Raw genomic sequence first — 21,319 nt, forward strand, 5'->3', positions numbered from 1 at the left:
TGATGGGGGATGGCACATGGTAACAATACGACAAAACGGAACATCGGCAGGAAATATGGCAATTTTTATAGACAACAACTCTCAAAGTTTAACAACTCAAGCTGATGGGACTCTTGAAGAAACTTCAATAAGTCAAAATATATATTTAGGAGCCAGGAACTACAATGGAACAACCAACAAATTTGTGGGCCGCAAGTCTGTACCTGATGCTCTCAGGCAACCTGATCCGCTTTATCTTCGGGCTGGCGCTGGCTACCAACGCGGTGAACCTGTTGATTTTCGTTGCCGGCCGGCTTTCGCAGACCCATCCGCCGCTTATTGATCCGGATGCGGGGGTTGCGGCCCAACCCCTGGCAAACGCCCTGCCCCAGGCCCTGATACTGACCGCCATTGTCATCGGGTTTGCGCTGCTGACCTTTGTGTTTATCCTGTTTTACAAAGCCTACCAGTCGCTGAACACGGTGGAGACCGAACTGATGCGCGTATCCGAGCCCAGAGAGAACAGCGGGGCAGAAGAGGGCGGGCAGGCCGGGATCGGCGGTGCTCATGGCCCGGGCAGGGAGGGCGCATGAACTGGCTTGTGGTGCTTCCGGTGATCGTGCCCTTTGCCGTGGCCGCAGTGACCCTGTGTTTGCGAAACCACCTTCGCCTGCAGGGCAGGGCGGCCATTTCCGGGGCCCTGGTGCATTTTCTGGTTTGCATGCTCCTGCTGGCACGGGTTGCCAAAACCGGCATCGTCACGGTTCAGATCGGCTCCTGGCCTGCGCCTTTCGGCATCACCCTGGCGGCTGATCATTTCAGCGCTATTCTTGTGGCAGTCACGGGAATACTGGGTCTTTCGGTAACCGCCTATTCCAGGGCCGAGATCCGCGCGGGCATGCTGGCCGCGGGCTACCAGCCCCTGCTGCATATCCTGCTCGGCGGGGTGTGCGGGGCGTTTTTAACAGGTGATCTGTTTAATCTCTACGTCTGGTTTGAGGTCATGCTCATGGCCTCTTTCGGGCTGCTGGTCATGGGCGGGGAAAAACAGCAGCTTGACGGCGGGGTGAAATACGTGATGATCAACCTGTTTGCCACCCTGCTGTTTATCTCGGGCATCGGGCTGCTCTACGGAATGACCGGGACCCTGAACATGGCGGATCTGCATTCCGCGGTCATGCAGGTGGAACACAAAGGCCTGCTTACCGCCGTGGCCGCCGTGTTCATGACCGCATTCGGCATCAAGGCCGGCATTTTCCCGCTGTTTTTCTGGCTGCCCGTGTCCTATCATACACCGCCTGTGGCCGTGTCCACCATAATGGCCGGGCTGCTGACCAAGGTGGGGGTCTATGCCCTGATCCGGATGTTTACCCTGGTTTTTATCTTTGACATCACCTATACCCACGGGATCCTGCTGGCAGTCGGCGTGCTGACCATGATCGTGGGCGTGCTGGGCACGGCGGCATTTTACGAGTTCAGGCGGATTCTGTCGTTTCACATCATCAGCCAAGTGGGCTACATGGTGCTGGGCCTGGCGTTGTTTACGCCCCTGGCCCTGACCGGGGCGGTGTTTTTTCTGGCACACAACATGATTGTCAAGGCCAACTTGTTTCTGATCTCCGGTGTGTGCCGGCAAAAGGCCGGCTCCTTTGAGCTCGGCCGGCTCGGGGGGCTTTATAAAAACCACGGGTTTATAACAATCCTGTTTTTTATTTCCGCGTTTTCCCTGGCCGGGTTTCCGCCCTTGTCCGGGTTCTGGGCCAAATTTCTGGTGATTCGCGCCGGGCTTGAGGCCAAAGCCTATGTGGCCGCGGCCGCAGCCATTGTGGTGGGACTGCTGACAACCTATTCCATGACAAAGATATGGGCTGAGGCCTTCTGGAAGCCGGCCCCGGCGGCGGAACCGGAGCCGGAACCGGAAATTGACGCACAGGAGCGGGGGCAGAGTGATTTCTGGCTGTATGCGCCCATTGTGCTGCTTGTGATGCTTACCATGGCAATGGGGCTTTTGCCGGGGCCGTTTGTGGATCTGGCCGGCTCCGCGGCCCATGAGCTGATGAATCCCGGCATTTATGTCGATGCGGTACTCGGAGGTGGCAGATGAGCAATCTGTTTGTCTTCAACCTGTTTCTGGCAGCCGGCTTTGCCGTGATCATGGGCCAGCTCAACCCGACCGGGTTTGTTTCCGGTTTTGTGATCGGGTATCTGGCGCTGTGGATCACCCGTCACCTGTACGGGCCCTCGGGATATTTTGCCCGGGTGATCAACATTGTCCGGCTTGCGGTAACATTTGTCTGGCTTTTGCTGGTGTCCAACTTCCGGGTTTTGTGGGATGTGATCACGCCCAGGCATCTTTCCAGCCCGGCGGTGATCGGCGTTCCCCTGGATGCCAGAACCGATTTTGAGATCATGCTGGTGGCCAACATCATTTCCCTGACCCCGGGCACCCTGAGTCTGGATGTTTCCGCGGACCGCAAAACCCTGTATGTGCACATGATGTTTTTAGATGACGTGGAAACCGCCCGCCGGGATATCAAGGAAAAAATCGAAAAACGGGTGCTGGAGGCCGTACGATAATGGTTGTGGAAAGCATTGTTGTCCAAACCGCTGCAAAAATCACCCTGGTGCTGCTGGCCCTGGCGGTGCTGCTGGCTTTTATACGGCTGCTTGCCGGCCCGAGCCAGGCAGACCGGATCGTGGCCCTGGATTTGATTTCCGTTCTGATCGTGGCCATTCTGGCAGCCCTGTCGATTTACAGGCAGCAAAGGTCGTTTCTGGACGTGGCCATTGCCTATGCCCTGATCTCGTTTCTGGGCACAGTGGCTCTGGCCCGGTTCCGGGAGCGGTTGGCCAGAAGCGGCCGGATTGACGAATACCAGGAGGAGATAGATAAATGACGCAATATTTTGTGGCATTTTTCATGCTCGCCGGCGGGGTCTTCTGCTTTGTTGCCGCCCTGGGCATGCTGCGCCTGCCGGATACCATCATTCGGATGCACGCGGCCACCAAGGCGGGTGCTCTGGGCTCGGGTCTGATGTTTCTGGCCCTGGCCCTGTTTTACATGGACCTGAGCACCACCCTGCGCGCCTTTGCCGCTATTTTGTTTATTTTGTTCACCGCCCCGGTGGCCGCCCACTTAATCGGCCGCGCCGCCTACTGCACCCGTGTCAGGCTCTGGCACAGAACCTGGATGGATGAACTGGCCTACACCTGCGACTGGACCGAACCCGAACAAGATGATTAGTGCTTAAAACTGCGCTGGCCGGTAAGCACCATGGTGGCGTTGTTTTCGTTGCAGGCCTCGATGGACTGGTAATCATTTAACGACCCGCCCGGATGCACCACTGCTGTCACTCCTTCGCGCAGGCCCACGTCCACGCCGTCACGGAACGGGAAAAACGCGTCGCTGACCATGGTTGCCCCGATCAGGCCGCCTTTTTCCGCCTTGACCCGGGCGTTGATCTCATCTTTTTTGTCCCCGTCTGCCAGCTCGTTATAGGGCATGTTATGCTGCTCAAAGCAGTAGCGGTCCGCAAGCTTGCGGTAAGCTTTGTCCCGGGCGATTTCCGCCACGCCCACCCGGTCCTGCTCACCGGTTCCGATACCCACGGACACCCCGTCTTTGACATAGAGCACCGAGTTCGAGGTCACGCCCGACTCCAGCAGCCAGCCAAACCGGATGTCGGCCAGTTCGTCCTTTGTGGGCGGCCGGTTGATGCGGTAGACCTCTCCCTTGTATTCGCATTCAGCCAGCTTGAAGTCGGCATCGCTACGGGCTTCGGGCACAAAGGACCACTGAGTGATCAGGCCGCCGTCAATTAAGTTTTTAAACTCCACCACCCGCTGGCCCACAAAGGACTGGAGCCGCTCGATATTCTGGATCTGGATTACCCGCAGGTTCTTGCGCTTTGCCAGAATATCCGTGACTCCGTGTTCATATTCCGGGGCCACGATCACCTCGGCGTACTGGCTGGCCACGGCTTCCGCCGTTGGCTTGTCCAGCGCACGATTGACGGCAATGGAGCCGCCGAATGCCGCAACCCGGTCGGCCATGTAGGCTTTGGCATATGCGTCTGCCAGGGATTCGGATACGGCCGCCCCGCAGGGGTTGTTGTGCTTGACGATAATGGCACAGGGTGTGTCGGTGAAGTAGCGCAGGATGTTTAAGGCGTTGTCTGCGTCCGTGAGGTTGGTTTTGCCCGGGTGCTTGCCGGACTGCAGCAGCTCGATGTCCGAGGCCAGGTATTGGCCCGGGTCAATGGTGCGGGCTTCTCCCAGCACCAGGTTGCCGTTTGCCAGCCGGTACAGGGCCGCTTCCTGGCCGGGGTTTTCCCCGTAGCGCAGGCCCTTTCGCACCCCTTCGATCACCCAGTCCACCTTTTCGTAAAACAGGGTCTGGCGGTTGTCGCCGTCCACAAAGGAGATTTCCATCTGCGGCGGAAAGTGATCGTCCATGATGGTTTTATACATTTTTTTCAGGTCATCGGCCATTTCGGGTCACTCCATCAGTGTTAAGTTTTAATTAGTGCCTGAACGAAAACCGTTTTTTCCGCCAATCTCTGCGTCCGGCTCAAATTTTAATCCTCAAAATACGTCGAGTATTCCTGCGGTTAAAATTTTCGCCGTCCTTGACCTTGACGAAAAATCCTGGTTTTCGTTCGGGCACTAATTACAGGATTTCCTCGTATGCGCCCTGGATATCGTTAAACGAGGTCTCGCGCAGGTAATTGGCAATGGCCTGGTCATATCCGGCCGTGTGGAAAAAGGCTTTTTTGGCCAGGCTGATCCGGGTCTCCAGAGATGTCATGGACTCCATGGACTCGAGTTCTTCCAGGATTTTGGGATAATCCTTGGGGTCCACCACAGAGGTTACCCGGATGAAATTTTTGGCCGCCGCCCGGATCATGCACGGCCCGCCGATGTCGATGTTGCCCCGGGCCTTTTCCGGGGTGACGTTTGCAGCCTCGATGGTCTGCTGAAACGGATAGAGGTTGACCACCACCATGTTGATGGGCACGGCCCCGGTGCGTTTGAGATCGGCCTGATGATCCGGGTTGTGGGTTTCGGTGAGAAGGCCCAGATAGATCTTGAAATCCAGGGTCTTGACCAGCCCGCCCTGGGTTTCGGGCTGTCCCGTGTATTCGGAAACCGGGGTGAGTACCTTTTCAGCTTTTTTGCCCAGGATCTGTTCAATCTTTTTATACGTGCCGCCGGTGGACAAAATCCGGATATTGGGGTTGGCCTTTACCAGGCCGGGCGCAAAGTCCTCAAGCCCGGTTTTGTCTGAAACGCTTATCAAAACCGTGTTGACCTTTACCAGATCGTCGATTTTTTTGACAATATTGATACTCATGACATCCTCCGCACCTGATGTTGTTTGCGTTGATTTATAATGGCACCGGATCGATGAGCCCGGTCAGGCCCCTTGTGACAAAGCCGGGCAGGGCGAATGCCGCCCGGTGGACCGCTGGATTGTAATACTGCATGTCCATCCCCGGAACTGCCGCGCGTTTCGGATCAAAATCCCGGATTGGGCACAGCCCGTTTGAGGCAAACCCGAAGCTCCACAGCCCGCCCGGGTAGGTGAGGGTGGAGAAGGTGTACATGTGGATTTTTTCGAAAAAGGGCCGCTGGTTGGAAAACATGGAATTCTGGATTTCAGTGTCGTAAAACGGCGATTCAGACTGGGAGATCATCACCCCGTTTTCCGAAAGCAGGCCTGCGATCTTTTTGTAAAACGACCGGTCAAACAGGGGCTGGGCCGGTCCGATGGGATCGGTGGAGTCAATGAGCACTGCGTCAAATGTTTCCGTGCAGTTCTGGGCATACTTGACTCCGTCGTCGATGATCAGCTCCAGGCGGGGGTCGTCTAAGGCACAGGAAACCGAGGGCATGTGTTTTTTACATGCATCGACCACCATTTGGTCGATTTCCACCATTACGGCCCGTTTGACGCTTTTGTGGCGCAGCACCTCCCGGGCCGTTCCCCCGTCGCCGCCGCCGATGATCAGCACGCTTCGGGGCTCGGCAATGGTAAACAGGGGCACGTGGGCGATCATTTCATGGTAGACGAATTCGTCTCTTTCCGAGACCATGACAATGCCGTCGTTTAACAGCAGTGTCCCGTGGCCGGCGGTTTCCACCACATCCACCTGCTGATAGGCGCTTGTACCCGAAAACAGGGTCCGCTCCACCCGAAATCCCAGAGAGACCATGTTCTTGTGGGTTTCGGTCACCCACAGATCAAGCTTTCCGCTGTTATTTTCATCCGTCATGCGGCAACCTCCCTTTTGCAGGAAAATAAAAAATCCATAGCATTTTTGTACCGGCAGGTAAATCCCTGTGTTGGTATCAGCGGGAAAAGGGGTTATATTTCTGCGGGGATCTTGGTGGCAGGCAGCAGCACGGTGAAGGTCGTTCCCTTGTTGACCTGGCTGGCGACCTTGATCTCACCGCCGTGCTTTTGGATGATACCCAGAGATACTGACAATCCCAGGCCGGTTCCCTTGCCTGCGGGGCGGGTGGTGTAGAAGGGATCAAATATTTCGGCTTGTTTGTGCTCCGGGATACCCGGGCCCGTATCCGTAAACCGGATAGCCACGTATTCGCGGTCTTTTGTGTTTTGGATCATAATGGTGAGCTCGCCGCCGTCCGGCATTGCCGCCACCGCATTTAAAATAATGTTTAAAAACACCTGGATCAATTGCTGGCCGTCGCCGTATATCCTGGGCAGGTCGGGCTGGATTTCGCCCTTGACTTTTACCCCGGCCAGTTTGATCTGGTTGCTGGCCAGTTCCAGGGTCTGGTTGATCAGTTTCTCAGTATCCAGGGCCTCTGCTTCCAGTTTGCCTTCCCTGGCAAAGTCAAGAAGTTTCCTGACGATTTTCTGGGCCCGGTCGGCCTCGTTTAAAAGGTCGTTGATCATGTCGTCGCGCTCTTCGTCCGGGATGTCCTGGTATTCCTCCTTAAGGGCCGAAGAGGTCAGGATGATATTGTTTAAGGGATTGTTGAGTTCGTGAGCCACCCCGGCGGTCAGGGTCCCCACAGCCTTGAGCTTGTGCGCATGTATGAGCTGTTCCTGGCGCCGAACCAGCTGCAGCATCATGTGATTTAAGGCGGTGGCCAGCTTGGAGAATTCGTCATTATAGCGGCGCCGGGGGGTAATGGGGGTAAAATCGCCTTCTGCAATGCGGGTGGTGGCCATCATCATGCGTTTTAAGGGTGCCAGCATCTGGTTGGCAATAAAGTAGCCCAGAAAAATGATCAGCAGCAGCAGAAGTCCGAGGAAGATCAGGGGAACCTTCTGGGACAGGGACACCAAGGAATGCACAAGTTCCCGTTCCTTGCCCAGAAACTCGTTTGCCACCGTGACCATTTCCGCACCGTGTTCCCGCAGTATGGATTCCATGGCCTCAAGGTCTGACGAGGCGTCCACTATTTGGTTTTCATCTATTTTTTCAAGTAGTTGTTTGTACTTGCGAAGGGGTTTTCTGATTTGGGTATAGTTTTCCCGGCCCACGGCGCTGGTGATTCCTTTAGCGTTGGTTTCCAGGATTTCGGCCGCGTTACGGATATGCTCCAGTGCGTCGTCAAGGTTTGTCTGGTACAGAAAAAAGTTTTTCTCAAATCGCCGTGCCTGCTGGATTTCCACGGTGTAGTCCTGGGCGACTTCCAGAAAGCGGATCTTGTCCTGGATTTGGGAAACCCCGATCATGGAGAAAATGGTAAGCGTCAGGCTCAGGGCAAACCATGCCCCGAATCCCAGGATCAGGCGGGCCCGTATGGAAACCGAGGGCCGTTCTTTCAGGGCGCGCTGGGCCTCCCGGGCTGTTTTTTCCCAGGAGTGATTGACTTCGTTTTGCTCTGTATCCATTGTACCGCCTCACGTTTTGCCAAGGCTGTTTTTCAGATTCACCTTACATGAGGTCATCTTCGGAAACAATTCCTTTATGCCCCAGGGACAAAGCGGCTTTATTGATAACCGCCTTGAGGTCCCCGGGCTTGAAGGGCTTGGCAATAAAGTCAAAGGCACCCTTGACCAGCGCCTCACGGGCCACCTCCACCGTGGCGTATCCGGTGATCAGGATAACCCGGGTATGGCGGCATTTGGAAAGAATGTGTTCCAGCACCTGGATGCCGTCGACCTCCTCCATTTTAAGATCTGTGACCACGATATCGAATTCTTTTTCATCCAGCCGGGCCAGGGCCTGTTTGGGGTTAAGAAAGAATTCCACGTTAAATCCGGCCCTGGTCAGCGCAGGGGTCAGGCGCTTGCCCACAATGGGCTCGTCATCGAGTATCATGACGTTTAACTGTTCACGATTCGTATTTTCTCCGGTTTTTGTCTCCATTGCTCCTGTCCCCCTGTTTTTTTGTTCTCCTGTTTTTTCCTCCCTGACCACCAGGATCCTGTCCAGGGCAAGTTTTGTTTTCCGCTCCCCGCAGGGCGGTTCCTTGTCTGCTTGCCTGTCTTTGTTGTCGGCAAAGTTGATCTTTGCCATCCAATCATTGATTTTTTTGGTTGTCTCATCCATGGCTGCATTGTTTTATAAAAGGTTGCCAGGATGCCAAGCTTCGGCCCTGATTTTTCAGGTTGTGGTGGATACTGTTTCCGGCATGGTCCCGGCCTCGATCAGGGTTGACCGGATACGTCTTCTTTGCCGGTAGGCCTTGATTACGTTGTAGAGTATGATGCATACACCGGATATGCCCGCAAAAAACAGGATGGCCTTGCTGATGTTGTTGAAATACGGATCCCATGCCGGGTCCATGCTGATAAGATCCATCTGGCGCAAATACATGGGCACTGCCACTGCCCGGCTCAATACGCAGAGCAGGATGATAAGCCCGGTGACCATTCGGATCATGATCTCATTGACCACTTTTACCCCGTAAGCGCCTACATAAACCCCCACCAGGGAGCCCAGGTAAAGCAGCATGGCCAGGCGGATATCCACAAAACCTTCAAACGCATAACTCAATGCCCCCCAGGCCCCCATGAACATGGCCAGGTAAAGCTCGGAGCCGGCAGCCACTGCGGTGGGAACCCCGAAAATGTAGATCATGGCGGGCACGCCGATGAATCCGCCAACGCCGATTGTGCCGGCCAGATAACCCGTTGCCAGTCCGCAGACCAGGATCACCCACAGCGAGACCTTTACGTTGGATACCTTGAAATAAATGTAAGGCGGTAAATAGAGCCTTGAAATAAAAGCACTGATTTTCATCGATGGCCCGCCGCCCTCCTTGCTGGATTTCATTGCATCCCTGAGCATGGAAATGGCCACGAAAAACAGAATAAGGATAAAGATCATGCTGATATAGAGGTTGGAGGCCGCTGTTCCGCCCGCTCCGTGGCCGTCGGCGTGGCCGAAAAGGGCGCTGTTGATCATCACGGCCACGCGAATGCCGATAAAGGAGGTAACCACCATGAACAGCGCCAGCCGCTTGTCCACGTTGCCGTATTCGCCGTGTTTCTTGCTTCCCATCATGGCCTTTCCGAACTTGTGGGTGATATTGCTTGCCACTGCCACCACCCCGGGCACGCCCAGGTTCATCATTCCCGGGGTCATGAAAAATGCGCCCCCGCTGCCCACAAACCCGCTCAACACCCCGCCCACGGCTCCCAGCATGATAACCTGGAGACATGTTGCAAGGTCCAGTTCAATAAAACGGCCCAGTAAAAGTTCCATAACATATGCTCCTTTTTTTATTCCATTTTAATGAGTTTCAGGATGCTCGAAGCCACGGTCCCGTAGCAGAAAGCCACCACCGGAATCAGGAGAAACACGGCTGCCGCCACCACCAGGCCCGGTGCCCAATCGGTTGCACCCAGAAAGGAATCCCCGACGGCGTCTGCAAACCATCCGCTTTGGGACAGGAAGGCCAGGACAAATTCCTGGTTGCTAAATACCAGGAAAAACAGAATCACTGTTGCAGCCAGGCAGGTCCCTGCCCTGATCATGTCCCGTTTTCCGAACAAGTACTGGCTGCCGAGTTCATCTGCGGTGACCACAGGGGCCTTGATCCGTTCGCCCAGAAAGTTTCTCAGGTCCCGGGTGGCCCGGAGCATGGCCGCATGCCCGCTTGATGAAAAAATTTCGCCGATCACCACCAGGGTGTAGGGTGTGGCGGGGTCTATGGCGTTTATCAATTGTCTCTGTCCCCCGTATACCACCCGGCCCCCGCCGGATCTTCCCTCCCTGGCCAGTTTGTCCAGGGTTTTTCTGAGAGGGCTGTCGTCTTCGGCCGTATGCCCGGAATCGTTTTCAATGCCGCCGTTATATCCCTGAAATTCAGAATCAAAGCTTTCCGCGGCTTCCACCACTGCCTGCTGCGCGCCTACCGGGGCTTTATTTTCCGGGTCCACCTTTATGAGCTCCACGGCCGCGTTCCACTTGGTGGCAATTTCCACCAGCTGGTCGCAGAGATCTGAGTCGGGCTTAAATTCCTCCTGTATCCAGAGGATGTTTGTCATGGCCATTGTGGCATGGACTTCCTTTAATCCAGGCAGGCCGGCGCACACCGCCGGGATAAACTCGGCCATGGCCGCATCCTGGGGCAGGTAGGTGACAGTGACAACGCCTTTGTCGGCCCGCACTTTCACGCTTGCCCCGTGTGTCCGCTCGTCTTTGGCAAGGGTCAGCCGGGTTCGGGCGGCCAGGTCCAGATTTTTTAGGGTGTTTACGTCAGCCGGGGTCATCTGGAAATCCGGCAGCCGGGCCGTGCTGACAAGGGCTGCGGCCGCGTTGTCCGTACTCATGCCGGCCAGGTTGACAAACATGTCATAGTTGGCCGGATCCTCCAGGGAAACGCCGTACATGGAATACGCCCACCTTTTTCTGTCCTCGTCGACTTCGCGGATGTATCTGGCGGCCTTTTGACGGTCCAGTCTCCGTTCCTGCATTATCGTGTTGATGCGCTGCTCGTAATCGGCAAGGACCCGGACGCGCAGGATGTGGCTGACCCCGGCGAGCTTGTGATGTCCGGCCCGTCCGTGATAGACCAGCCCCGGACTTTCCATGAGCCGGCTGCACATGTAAGAGGTGGCAAAAGCCAGAAATTGCTCTTTTTCCAGGGCAAGCCTTCCGCTGAAAACAGCCGGATTCACCGTGGCCATCTCCAGTTTGCCCACCTGGATGCCCTCCCGGTTGGCCGCATCAACCAGGTCCTCCCAGCTGAGACACTCATAGTCGAGGTTCCGGGCCAGTTTTTGAGCCAGGCTCTTGCCGCCGCTGAATGTTCCCCTTGAGATGCATATAAGCTGCATTGCTATCACTCCGGTGTTTTATGGTTAAGTTCAGGTTTTGCGGGCCGGCACGACCACCGGGCACCCAAGCCGGTCTTTTATCCGGGAAAGCCAGTGGTCCCTGTGCCGCTTTGTCCCGTCTGCCCAAAATTTGCCCCCCCAGACAATGGCCCGGGGAGAGCGGTAATCAGCAAGAAACTTCATCAATTCGGAAGAAGGGTTGCCGGTTCGTATTTCCGCATCAGCCTCCAGGCCCGCCCGCCGGACCCGTTGTTCCACCTCCCGGGCGATCTGTCGTCCCTGTATCTCCCAGTCCGGGTCGCCGGCCGGTTCCATGCCGGATGGATCGATGAGAAAAAGACTCATCAGCGAAGAATCCGTTCGCCTGGCCAGTTCAATGGCATATTCCAGCGCTTCTTTCCGGACCGATAAAGAATCGAAGAGAACCATTATTTTGCCATTCATGTTCACCTCGAAGCCGGGTTTGTAAATCACCTCAGAATCAGGATGGACGATTCGGCATTGGCCGCCAGTCCGGCGATCCGCTGTCTGGAAAATATCTTGTCCAGAAGCGATTCCCGGCCCATCCAGAGCGCCAGCAGCTGGTCCTTTCCCGTCTGTGTGACAAAGGTTTTCAGGGATGCCGCATCCACCAGCCGGACCCACGCCTTTATGTTGCGATCCGTGTAATAGCTCAGGATGCTTGCCATGCGGCGGTCCACTTCGCTGGACAGTCCGGCCGCCCCGGTTATTCCCACGATTTCGAGCTCAGCCCGGTAGAGGTTGACCAGTTGATTGATCAGTTCCATGGACGACTGGCTGACCGTGTCCTGATCCAGGCAGCAGACAATCATCTGCGGCTTTGTTTCCTCCCGGATAATCAGCACGGAGCACGGGGCTTGGTTGACCACTTTTTTGAGGGTCTCGTCCGCCTCTTGCTGCCGGCTGCCGCTGCCCTTGATAACAATGTCTGCATTGGCATCCCCGGCTTCGGTCACCACTGCCTTGCCGGGATTGCCGCAGCGGATGCGGAAACGCAAATCCTTTCTGGCGCTGCCCCCATACTGCTGATCCCAGGTGCCGTTTTCCTGCTTGATAAGCTTGTACGGAGCCTTGTGGGCGGCATACAGGGAGACGTCATCCCTGATGCCGGATAAAAAAATTCCGCGGCATGCATCAAGGGTTTCAGCTATGTCGTTTACGGCCTCCGGGGAAGGGCAAAGCCCGAGAAACGTGACGTTTGCCCAGGTATTGGCCGCCAGTTCCGCCACCTGGAGGATCACGGATTCCATCTTGTTCTGTCTGCCGACCTCAATGAGTATTTTCATGGAAGCCTCCGGTTATGTTGATGTTTCAGACCAGCAGATGAGCACCGGGTTGGGCAGCCTGGCCAGAATTTCGAGCTTGGGCTTCTGCCGCATGGGATTGCGCGGAACCGAAGCCGCCACCAGCCCGTATCCCCGTAAATGCTCGGCAATCCTGGCACCCGGACCTTTTATGCGCTTTGTCTTTCCAACGGCCACTGACTGAGCGGATATGGTTTTTGCAACCTGACCTGTCCAGGCCGGCTGATCCCCGGCATCCCGGACCACCAGCTCATCGCCGTCGGTGATGGTGTAGACAGCAATGTCTGTTTCGATCCCGGAGCCGGCAAAAATTTTGAGATAAGCCGAAACAGGGGTTTGTTCGTCTTCGGGATCCATGAGTATGACGGTTTTGTCGAGGATCACCGGGTTTTTAACCACCAGGGCAGGGCAGGGCAGGGCTCGGTAGAGCGTGGAGCCGAGAAGCGAGTAGAAATCCGTGGGGTCAAAGGTCGGTAGGGCGCCCTCGATGAAAAGCTGGTATGCCCCGGAAATAACCTTTTCGAGCAGTTTTTCGGTCCGGTCGCCCTGGATGACTTCGGTGCCCCGGGTCCGTTTTAAATCCAGGTTTTCCATGGCCAGAAACTGGCTGATTTCCTTTTCCGCACTTTCTGTGAGGGCTTTTTCCCACTTGTTGCGCACCCAGCCCTGGGCCGCGGGCATCGGCCCTGCGCGGTCTGAGTCGATGACGTGGATATCGTGGATCCTCAGGTCGATCCAGCGGGACAGATGTTGTGCATACCTGAGGGCAATGCTGGATTCCAGGTGGACGCTTATGGGTATCAGGGCTTTTACCATTGGACTTCCCCTTCCGGCGGAAATAAAAACGTTATTGCTTGATATTCTCCTTGAATTTTTCCTCTGCCTTCCGGATGACTTCATAAATTTCCTCGGGCTTAAACGGCTTGGCCAGAAAATCAAATACCCCCTTGTGAAAGGACTCCTTTGCGGTTTCCATGGAGGCAAACCCGGTGATCACGATTACCTCGGTTTCCGGGGATTTTTTTTTCACCTCTGTTAAAAACTGCATGCCGTCAATGCCGTTCATTTTCAGGTCCGTGACAACGATGTGAAACGGGGATTTCATAAATCGCCGCAGCGCATGCGGGCTTTGGTAAAAGGCCTCCACGTGGTAGCCCTTTTTTTCCAGAAAAGGCTGAAGGCGTTTGCATACGATGGATTCATCATCCAAAATCAGAACCCGGGTCGGCTGGTTGTCTTCCATGATGTTTTCTCCCGTTCACCAGGGTTGCGGGTGGGCATGATTGGCGCGGAAAATCTTTTTATCGGCCTGTCATGCCTGCCTTGGGTGCGGTTGAAAACATTTTTGCAACAGGTGTGCCGAAAATAAAAAATGGGATAATTATTTGAAAATAAAGGATTGATAAAAGAAGTGGGAAGGGCAGGGGAAAAAGGGGTGTCGTTGCATTATTCAACGAAGACCTGCGGGGAATTGTTTAACAATTTGATATTATATGTTAAACAATTTATGTTGCAATTTTCATCAAGCTGTTTAATTCTGCAACGTTGTCAGTCCTCTATCTCGTTGCGTCGCAAGTGCCGCCACAAAGAGGCCCGGTTTATGCCCAGAAGCTGGGCTGCCCGGGTTTTGTTTCTGCCGGATTTGTTTAAAACCCACTGAATATAATCCTGCTTGATCTCTTCGAGGGTCTTGATGCCGGAGTCCGGCCGGCTGAAAGAAAACACGTCCATTTCCGAGATATCCGGCGGCAGATCCTCTGTCTGGATTTCCTGATCACGGGCCATTGCCGCGGCCCGCTCCACGATGTTTTCCAGTTCCCGCACATTGCCGGGGAAATCATAATTGAGCAGGGAGTCCATGGCCTGCTTTGAAAACCCGCTAAATTTTTTGTCTGTCTTGTTTGCCGCCCGGGTAAGAAAAAAGTGGGCCAGCAGGGGGATGTCGCGCTTGCGCTGTCTGAGCGGGGGAATGTAGATGGAAATCACGTTTAAGCGGAAATACAGGTCCTGCCGGAAAAACCCTGCGCCCAATGCTTTTTTCAGGTCCTTGTTTGTCGCGGCAATGATCCTGACATCCACGGGCACGGGCTGGTTGCCGCCGACCCGGATCACCTTCTGCTCCTCGATGGCCCGCATCACCTTGACCTGCATGCTAAGGGGCATATCCCCGATTTCATCCAGAAAAAGGGTGCCGCCGCTGGCGGTTTCCAGCAGCCCGGCCCTGGCCGTGGATGCGCCGGTAAAGGCGTCTTTTTCATGGCCGAAAAGCTCATTTGCCAGCAGATCCTCGGTAAAGGCCCCGCAGTTGACCGCCAGGAAATTTTTATCCCTGCGGCCGCTGTGGTAGTGAATCGTTGAGGCGGCCAGTTCCTTGCCGGTTCCGGATTCGCCGGTAATCAGCACGTTGCAGTGGGTTTTGGCCACCTGGCGGCTGACGTTTACGACCTCCCGGATTTCCGGGCTTTCACCGATCAACGCCGGCTCGCGGCAGTGGCTTTGAAGCCGGGTTTCGAGTTCGCTGACCTTTTTGCGCAGCCGGCTTTTTTCAATGGCCTGTTGTGCCAGGTGCGTCACAGCCTCCGGCCGGAAGGGCTTTTCAAGATAGTGATAGGCGCCTTTTTTGGTGGCTTCTATTGCGGTGGCAATGGATGCATATGCCGTCACAACGATAACCTCGATTGCAGGGTCCGTGTCCCTGATCCGGGAAAGCAGCTCCAGGCCGTTCATTTCATCCATGACAAGGTCTGTGATCACCAGATCAATGCCGCCTTCCGAAACCTGGCGCACCGCTTCTGCCCCGCTGCCGGCCTGCACCGCATCATAGCCCTGCCTGGAAAAGATCCGAACCAGATTCTTCCTGGCCACCTGATCGTCGTCAACGATGAGTACCCTTGCGGTTGTCATGAGATTGATTCCATTATCTAAAGCGTCCGGACGGATTGGTTTTGCGCCGTGTTTTTCAGCTTTTTGTCCATGGTGGCCAAAGCCGTGTTGTGCCGGCGCGCAAGCACCAGGAAAAACATATCATAAACCCCTGTTCGGGCAAATCTCTGATTTGAAGTGTGGGCATATGCATTCCCCCTTCTTAATGATTTTGCCAAAAAAATAATGTGTTTATCAGCAACACACAAGCAAGGTATAAAAAGTTCCGGAAGTTCAGGTGTTGACAGGGAGGTGTTCGGGTTTAATTTAATGTTTTTGCAATCCTGTAGTATAAAAGCCAAAAGCGGGGTAGCAGGAGGCGGACATGAAAAAACTCTGCATGATAAAACTGGGCACCACGTATGCGGATATGAAGTCCCGGTTCGGTGATTTCGAGCACTGGACCCAAAACGGTCTGGACGCGCCCGGGGCGTTTGTCCGCATTGTTGACGCGGAAAACGGCCAAAGGCTTCCGGCGCCGGAAAAGTGCGCCGGCGCGGTGCTCACCGGCTCTCACGCCATGGCTACAGACAACGCGGAATGGACCGTGCGCACGGAAAACTGGCTAAAGGAGCTGCTGCATGCCGGGGTCCCGATTTTGGGCATCTGCTATGGCCATCACCTGCTGGCCCGGGCTGCGGGCGGCAAAGCCGGCTATCACCCGCAGGGCAGGGAGGTGGGCACGGTGGAAGTCCGGGTTTTTCCCGGTGCAGCCGGATCAGATCCGCTTTTTGCCGCATTACCGCAGCGTTTTTTCGCCCATGCCACCCATTCCCAGACCGTGCTCAAGCTTCCGCCCGGGGCGGTGCACCTGGCTGAAAGCGATCATGACCCGAATCACGCCTTTCGCATCGGCGGCCGTGCCTGGGGCGTGCAGTTTCACCCGGAATTTTCAGCCGAAATCATGCGGGCCTACATCCAAAAACAGGCCCAAGAACTCATCCATGAGGGCCGCAGCCCCGAGCGCCTTTTGCAAAACGTCACCCCAACCCCGGAGGCCGCAGCAATCCTTTCAGCCTTTGTCCGCCTTTGTTGATTACACAGCCACCCCGTTTTCCAGTTCTCTGCGCAGGGACTCCGGCGCCTGTTCAATCTGGATCAAATCCACTGAAATGTCATTGTCTATCCCGGTGACCGCGGCAACAGCCCGCAAGAATTCGTTGTCCGCAACCCCGGAGACCGCCAGGTCCACATCCGAACGTTCGTCAAAATATTCCGGCCGCAGAAGGGAGCCAAAAACAATGATTTTCTCTGCGTGGAAGCGCTTTCGCAGCAGGTCGGCGGCTTTTCCGGCCAAGCCCCATCCCCTCTCCACCCGCTGGCGGCGTCGTTTTTCCGCAGCCTCCTTGTTTCGCCTGGCGGTGCGGCGATAAATTTCCATGTCTGCTGAAGGGATGGTGGTCATGATTTTTTCCTGCTTTTCCAAGATGATCACAAGGATCTGCCGTATTTACTTAAATATACGACAATATGTGAAAAACGTCAATTCCGTGTATGTTGCCGGGAGTGTCAGATTTTCTCAGACTTTTTTCAACCGATGGGACATGGGGTCAGGCTTGGGCGGTCTGTCCCTCTGCAATGAAGGTGGTGGCCTGGAGGAAGAAAGCCCGAAGGGCGGGGCCGGGTTTTTTCGCTCCTGAGCCTTTTTGCGGATTCAGCCAACGCCTCCGCCGAAATTTACAAACTCGGCCTGTCGGCCTCAGACAGTTTGAAATTTCCCGGCTCCGGCATTGGCTGAATTTTCCCGCAAAAATTCTCCATGTCGCTTCAAAAACCCGCCCCCCGCCCTTCGGGCTTCCTTGTGGACCCTATCCCAAATTCGATATCTCCGTAAAACACATTGGCCCCCCCTTTCGGGTTCATCAACTCTTTAGGCATCCAAATTCAAAGGACCTCTTGGTAAAAACCCGTTGCTGCCACATATTTCCAGAGCTCTGGCCATGGGGCGGGGCGGGGGTGGTTTGTTTGGCTGCATTGGCGCGGTTTCGGCAAAAGATCGGACCGGGGCTTTGGCGCCCGGAATTTTAAACTGTCTGAGGGCGATCAGCCCGAGTTTTTAAAATTCCAGCCAAAGTCCCGGACCGATCGCCGAAAGCACGCCGCAGACAAACAAACCATACCCGACCCGCCCCATGCGAAAACCGGCGCAAGATGCCTATGCCTTGCTTATGCCGATACTTTGGTTATCCCGTCTCCCGGCCTAAAATGGTGGTCTGGTCCTGCCGGAAACCTTGCTTGTCATTCCGGCGCAAAAGGTTATTTTATGTAGGTAATCGCACCAAAATGCTGCTGCCCAAAACGCGCAGTCAGTTACCAATCCATACAAGGCCCGGAGGTTGACAATGGTTTTGTCGGAACAGCATTATCCCAAAAAAAACAATCCAGGTTTTGGGACGCAACATGGCCTATGTGGACGAGGGGCAGGGCGATCCGATCGTGTTTCTGCATGGAAATCCCACCTCTTCGTATCTGTGGCGCAACGTGATTCCCTTTGTGACGCCTTTGGGAAGATGCATTGCCCCGGATCTGATCGGAATGGGCGATTCAGACAAACTTGAGGATTCAGGGCCGGGCGCCTACCGGTTTGTTGAACACCGCAGGTTTCTCGACGAATTTCTGGCACAAATGGGAATTGATAAAAACGTGGTTTTTGTGATCCATGACTGGGGCTCTGCCCTGGGCTTTGACTGGAGCCGCCGGCATCCTGAAAGTGTGCGGGCAATCTTTTACATGGAAGCCATTGCCGGGTTTCTCAAAAAATAAGAATGATGGCGCCGTAAAAGTCCAATATCTGCGTTACGCGCAATTTCTCAGAATTTCACGTACGGCTAAGTACGCTGCATTCTTCGAAATTGCGCAAGCCTTGATCTTGAACTTTTACGGCGCCATCAAGAATCGGCGTTTGCGCAGGAAACGCTCAGCAATGTGTTTATTAGAGCCAAACAAGAGGAGTTGCCATGACTGAAAGGGTAAATGTAGGCGGTCTTCAGGTTGCCCGGGTTTTGTATGATTTTGTAAACAATGAGGCCATTTCCGGCACCGGAGTCAACCCGGATGATTTCTGGTCCGCCCTTGACGGCATTGTAGCGGACATGACCCCCCGAAACCGGGAGCTTCTGGAAAAACGCGACCAGCTCCGGGCAGCACTGGACGACTGGTACCAGCAGCGCAAAGGCGGGCCTTTTCATATGGCCGAATACAAGGCGTTTTTGCGCGAAAGCGATTATCTTAGGCCAGAGGGAGAGGATTTTCAGGCTGCCACGCAAAACGTGGACCCGGAAATCGCGCAGGTGGCCGGTCCCCAGCTCGTGGTGCCGGCATCCAATGCGCGGTTTTCATTAAACGCGGCCAACGCCCGGTGGGGAAGCCTTTATGACGCCCTCTATGGATCGGACGTGATCCCGGAAGAAGGCGGGGCCCACAAGGGTACCCAATACAATCCCGTACGGGGTGAAAAGGTCATTGCCTATGCCCGGGCCGTGCTGGACCAATCCGCCCCCCTGGAGCAGGGCAGCCACGCCGATGCCGCCGAATACCGCATTGACGGCGGAAAGCTGGCTGTCCGGCTCAAAGACGGCGCTGAAACCGGCCTTAAAGACCCGTCCCAACTCGCCGGCTACAGGGGATCGCCGGACCGGCCGGATGCGGTTTTGCTGGTCAAACACGGCATGCACATGGAAATCGCCATTGATCCGGCCGATCCCGTGGGCAAAACCGATGCCGCCCATGTCAAGGACGTGATCCTGGAAGCGGCTCTGACCACCATCGTTGATTTTGAGGACTCGGTGGCGGCAGCCGATGCAGCTGACAAAAGCGCCATTTACCGTAACTGGCTGGGCCTGATAAAGGGGGACCTGGAAGAAAGCTTTGAAAAGGGCGGCAAAACCATCACCCGGCAAATGAACCCGGACCGGCAGTATACCGATGCCCGGGGCGATTTTTTTGCCCTTCCGGGCCGCAGCCTGATGCTGGTGCGAAACGTGGGCCATCTCATGACAAACAGCGCCATTTTGGACTCCCACGGCAACGAGGTGTTTGAAGGCATCATGGACGGCATGATCACCGCCCTGATCGCCATCCATGATCTCAAGGCAAACACCGGGTGCCAAAACAGCAAAACCGGCAGCATCTATATTGTCAAGCCCAAGCTGCACGGCGCAGACGAGACCGCATTTACCGATGACCTGTTTGCCCGCATTGAAGACGCCCTGGGCCTGGCCCGCAACACCCTCAAGGTGGGAGTCATGGACGAGGAGCGTCGCACCACGGTCAACCTCAGAGAATGCATCCGCGCGGTCAAGGACCGGATCATTTTCATCAACACGGGATTTCTGGACCGCACCGGAGACGAAATCCATACCTCCATGGAAGCCGGCCCCATGGTCCGGAAAGGGGAAATGAAGCAGGCGGCCTGGATGACCGCCTACGAGGACTGGAACGTGGATGTGGGCCTGGCAGCCGGCCTGCGGGGCCGCGCCCAGATCGGCAAGGGCATGTGGGCCATGCCCGACAAGATGGCTGACATGATGGACGCCAAGATCGGCCACCCCGAGGCAGGGGCCAACTGCGCCTGGGTGCCGTCTCCCACGGCCGCCACCCTGCACGCCATCCACTATCACCGTGTCAATGTGGACGCCCGCCAGCAGGAACTGGCCGGAAAGCGGCGCGCAAGCATTGACGATCTTCTGACCCTGCCGCTGATGGCCGACCCGGAAGCCCTGAGTGCCGATGACATCAAACAGGAACTGGACAACAACTGCCAGGGCATTCTCGGATACGTGGTGCGCTGGATTGACCAGGGCGTTGGCTGCTCCAAGGTTCCGGATATCCGGGACGTGGGCCTGATGGAAGATCGGGCCACCCTGCGGATTTCATCCCAGCATATCTGCAACTGGCTGTATCACGGCATCTGCACCAAAGACCAGGTCATGGAAACCCTCAGGCGCATGGCCGAAGTGGTGGACCGGCAGAACGCCGATGATCCCAACTACATCCCCATGGCAAAAGACTTTGACAACAGTTTGGCCTTTCAGGCCGCATGCGACCTGATTTTCAAAGGCCGGGAGCAGACAAACGGCTACACCGAGCCCCTGCTTCATGCCTATCGTCTCAAAGCCAAGGCCAGGGCTGGTTTATAAAAAAAAGACGCAATCTTTTCCGGATTTACCGGGGGCAAAAGCTTATTGTTTGTTTGCGGGGGAGGAGTGTGCTATGGATACGGCCGGCAATCAAAAATTTTAACCCCGTTTGAGGGAGACAAATCATGAAAAAAATGCGTGTACTGTCGTGTGTTATTCTCATTGCTTCAATGCTGGCCATAGCCGCCTGTTCCGGAGATGGCGAAGACAACCAGTCAGCCGGACTTCCTCCTGCAGCAGAACAATTGCCGCTGCTGGAAATGGTGCCGGAAAACACCCAGGTGCTGGTCAAATTCGAAGGCCTGGAAACCCTGTATGGGCAGTTGGCTGTCTCGCAGGATTCTGTGCTGGGGGTTTCTGTTGAGCAAAAAGATATCGACCGGATGAACGCAACCCTTGGATTTAACCTGCTGGAGCTCCAGGAAGTCCGGCAGGCCGGGTTTGACACGGCCAAACCCATTTGCCTGGCCGTGTCCAACATACGGGTGAATGCCGCTGACACCCGGCAGACCGATTTTGATGTTCTGGCCCTGCTGCCGGTCTCTGACGGTGAGGCTGCCATGAACACCCTCCGCGCAGCGCTTGAGAAAGAAAATGTGGTTGTTGCCGAAGCTGAAAAAAACGGCCGGTCATACCTCAAGTGGCGCTACCCGGAGGCAGAAGGGGCCATGGCGGTCAAAGACCAG

The 21,319-nt window shown here is 55.5% G+C and carries 22 protein-coding genes; 9 read left to right on the forward strand and 13 right to left on the reverse strand.

Translation table 11 applies throughout. The features are described from left to right. Positions 1–164 precede the first annotated feature (164 nt). Genes R6U41_RS09510 through mnhG form a run of 5 tightly spaced genes read left to right on the forward strand, consistent with a single transcriptional unit; the run spans position 165 to position 3,223 of the window. Positions 165–572, forward strand: a complete 408-nt coding sequence (locus tag R6U41_RS09510) for an NADH-quinone oxidoreductase subunit K (RefSeq protein ID WP_410269601.1) — start codon at positions 165–167, stop codon at positions 570–572. Next, entirely contained in the window at positions 569–2,083 is a 1,515-nt protein-coding gene (locus R6U41_RS09515) for a Na+/H+ antiporter subunit D (RefSeq protein ID WP_410269602.1), read from the forward strand. Before R6U41_RS09510 ends, R6U41_RS09515 begins: the two co-directional genes overlap by 4 nt. Continuing rightward, positions 2,080–2,556 (forward strand): Na+/H+ antiporter subunit E, encoded by a 477-nt coding sequence (locus tag R6U41_RS09520; RefSeq protein WP_410269603.1) that lies wholly within the window; start codon positions 2,080–2,082, stop codon positions 2,554–2,556. Before R6U41_RS09515 ends, R6U41_RS09520 begins: the two co-directional genes overlap by 4 nt. Next, positions 2,556–2,876: a monovalent cation/H+ antiporter complex subunit F gene (locus R6U41_RS09525; RefSeq protein ID WP_410269604.1), complete on the forward strand. Its 321-nt coding sequence runs from the start codon at positions 2,556–2,558 to the stop codon at positions 2,874–2,876. Before R6U41_RS09520 ends, R6U41_RS09525 begins: the two co-directional genes overlap by 1 nt. Then, the gene (gene mnhG, locus R6U41_RS09530; RefSeq protein ID WP_410269605.1) at positions 2,873–3,223 is read left to right on the forward strand and encodes a monovalent cation/H(+) antiporter subunit G; all 351 of its coding nucleotides are present in this window, start codon (positions 2,873–2,875) and stop codon (positions 3,221–3,223) included. The genes R6U41_RS09525 and mnhG overlap by 4 nt, the downstream gene beginning before the upstream one ends. Here the strand turns inward: mnhG and R6U41_RS09535 are convergent. The 12 genes from R6U41_RS09535 to R6U41_RS09590 all read right to left on the reverse strand — a co-directional run bounded on the left by R6U41_RS09535 (position 3,220) and on the right by R6U41_RS09590 (position 15,477). Then, the gene (locus tag R6U41_RS09535; protein ID WP_410269606.1) at positions 3,220–4,470 is read right to left on the reverse strand and encodes an IMP cyclohydrolase; all 1,251 of its coding nucleotides are present in this window, start codon (positions 4,468–4,470) and stop codon (positions 3,220–3,222) included. The two genes, mnhG and R6U41_RS09535, sit on opposite strands and share 4 nt — an antisense overlap. 178 nt (positions 4,471–4,648) lie before the next feature. After that, positions 4,649–5,332 carry a hypothetical protein gene (locus tag R6U41_RS09540; RefSeq protein WP_410269607.1) on the reverse strand — a complete coding sequence of 228 codons (684 nt, stop codon included), beginning with the start codon at positions 5,330–5,332 and terminating at the stop codon, positions 4,649–4,651. Between the two features lie 34 nt (positions 5,333–5,366). Beyond that, on the reverse strand, positions 5,367–6,254 hold the full coding sequence (gene speE / locus R6U41_RS09545; protein WP_410269608.1) for a polyamine aminopropyltransferase: 888 nt from the start codon (positions 6,252–6,254) through the stop codon (positions 5,367–5,369). Between the two features lie 92 nt (positions 6,255–6,346). Further along, a complete protein-coding gene (locus R6U41_RS09550) occupies positions 6,347–7,852 on the reverse strand; it encodes a sensor histidine kinase (RefSeq protein WP_410269609.1) in 1,506 nt (501 codons plus the stop codon). A gap of 43 nt (positions 7,853–7,895) precedes the next feature. After that, positions 7,896–8,480, reverse strand: a complete 585-nt coding sequence (locus R6U41_RS09555; RefSeq protein ID WP_410269610.1) for a response regulator — start codon at positions 8,478–8,480, stop codon at positions 7,896–7,898. A gap of 87 nt (positions 8,481–8,567) precedes the next feature. Further along, positions 8,568–9,671 carry a sulfite exporter TauE/SafE family protein gene (locus tag R6U41_RS09560; protein WP_410269611.1) on the reverse strand — a complete coding sequence of 368 codons (1,104 nt, stop codon included), beginning with the start codon at positions 9,669–9,671 and terminating at the stop codon, positions 8,568–8,570. 17 nt (positions 9,672–9,688) lie between these two features. Beyond that, a complete protein-coding gene (locus R6U41_RS09565; protein ID WP_410269612.1) occupies positions 9,689–11,248 on the reverse strand; it encodes an AAA family ATPase in 1,560 nt (519 codons plus the stop codon). Between the two features lie 30 nt (positions 11,249–11,278). Then, positions 11,279–11,692, reverse strand: a complete 414-nt coding sequence (locus R6U41_RS09570) for a universal stress protein (RefSeq protein ID WP_410269613.1) — start codon at positions 11,690–11,692, stop codon at positions 11,279–11,281. 26 nt (positions 11,693–11,718) lie between these two features. Next, the gene (locus R6U41_RS09575; RefSeq protein ID WP_410269614.1) at positions 11,719–12,555 is read right to left on the reverse strand and encodes a universal stress protein; all 837 of its coding nucleotides are present in this window, start codon (positions 12,553–12,555) and stop codon (positions 11,719–11,721) included. 12 nt (positions 12,556–12,567) lie between these two features. Then, a complete protein-coding gene (locus R6U41_RS09580) occupies positions 12,568–13,389 on the reverse strand; it encodes a hypothetical protein (RefSeq protein ID WP_410269615.1) in 822 nt (273 codons plus the stop codon). A gap of 31 nt (positions 13,390–13,420) precedes the next feature. Then, on the reverse strand, positions 13,421–13,816 hold the full coding sequence (locus R6U41_RS09585; protein ID WP_410269616.1) for a response regulator: 396 nt from the start codon (positions 13,814–13,816) through the stop codon (positions 13,421–13,423). 305 nt (positions 13,817–14,121) lie between these two features. After that, positions 14,122–15,477 (reverse strand): sigma-54-dependent transcriptional regulator, encoded by a 1,356-nt coding sequence (locus R6U41_RS09590; RefSeq protein ID WP_410269617.1) that lies wholly within the window; start codon positions 15,475–15,477, stop codon positions 14,122–14,124. 343 nt (positions 15,478–15,820) lie between these two features. Between R6U41_RS09590 and R6U41_RS09595 the strand changes: the two genes are divergently transcribed. Then, complete coding sequence (locus tag R6U41_RS09595) at positions 15,821–16,531, forward strand: glutamine amidotransferase (RefSeq protein ID WP_410269618.1); 711 nt, start codon at positions 15,821–15,823, stop codon at positions 16,529–16,531. On the opposite strand, the gene R6U41_RS09600 is transcribed toward R6U41_RS09595, so the two are convergent. After that, on the reverse strand, positions 16,532–16,930 hold the full coding sequence (locus tag R6U41_RS09600) for a nucleotidyltransferase family protein (RefSeq protein WP_410269619.1): 399 nt from the start codon (positions 16,928–16,930) through the stop codon (positions 16,532–16,534). It lies immediately after the preceding gene. A gap of 965 nt (positions 16,931–17,895) precedes the next feature. Here R6U41_RS09600 and R6U41_RS09605 point away from each other — a divergent pair. From R6U41_RS09605 to R6U41_RS09615, 3 genes are all read left to right on the forward strand, one after another. Next, positions 17,896–18,258, forward strand: coding sequence for an alpha/beta fold hydrolase (locus R6U41_RS09605; protein WP_410269620.1), 363 nt, complete (start codon positions 17,896–17,898; stop codon positions 18,256–18,258). A 194-nt stretch (positions 18,259–18,452) separates the two neighbouring features. Then, positions 18,453–20,633, forward strand: a complete 2,181-nt coding sequence (locus R6U41_RS09610) for a malate synthase G (RefSeq protein WP_410269621.1) — start codon at positions 18,453–18,455, stop codon at positions 20,631–20,633. A gap of 125 nt (positions 20,634–20,758) precedes the next feature. Further along, on the forward strand, positions 20,759–21,319 hold a 561-nt coding region (locus R6U41_RS09615; protein ID WP_410269622.1), incomplete at its 3' end, for a hypothetical protein.

It is taken from the genome of Desulfosalsimonas sp., assembly GCF_046483245.1.
Taxonomy (GTDB): Bacteria; Desulfobacterota; Desulfobacteria; order Desulfobacterales; family Desulfosalsimonadaceae; genus Desulfosalsimonas.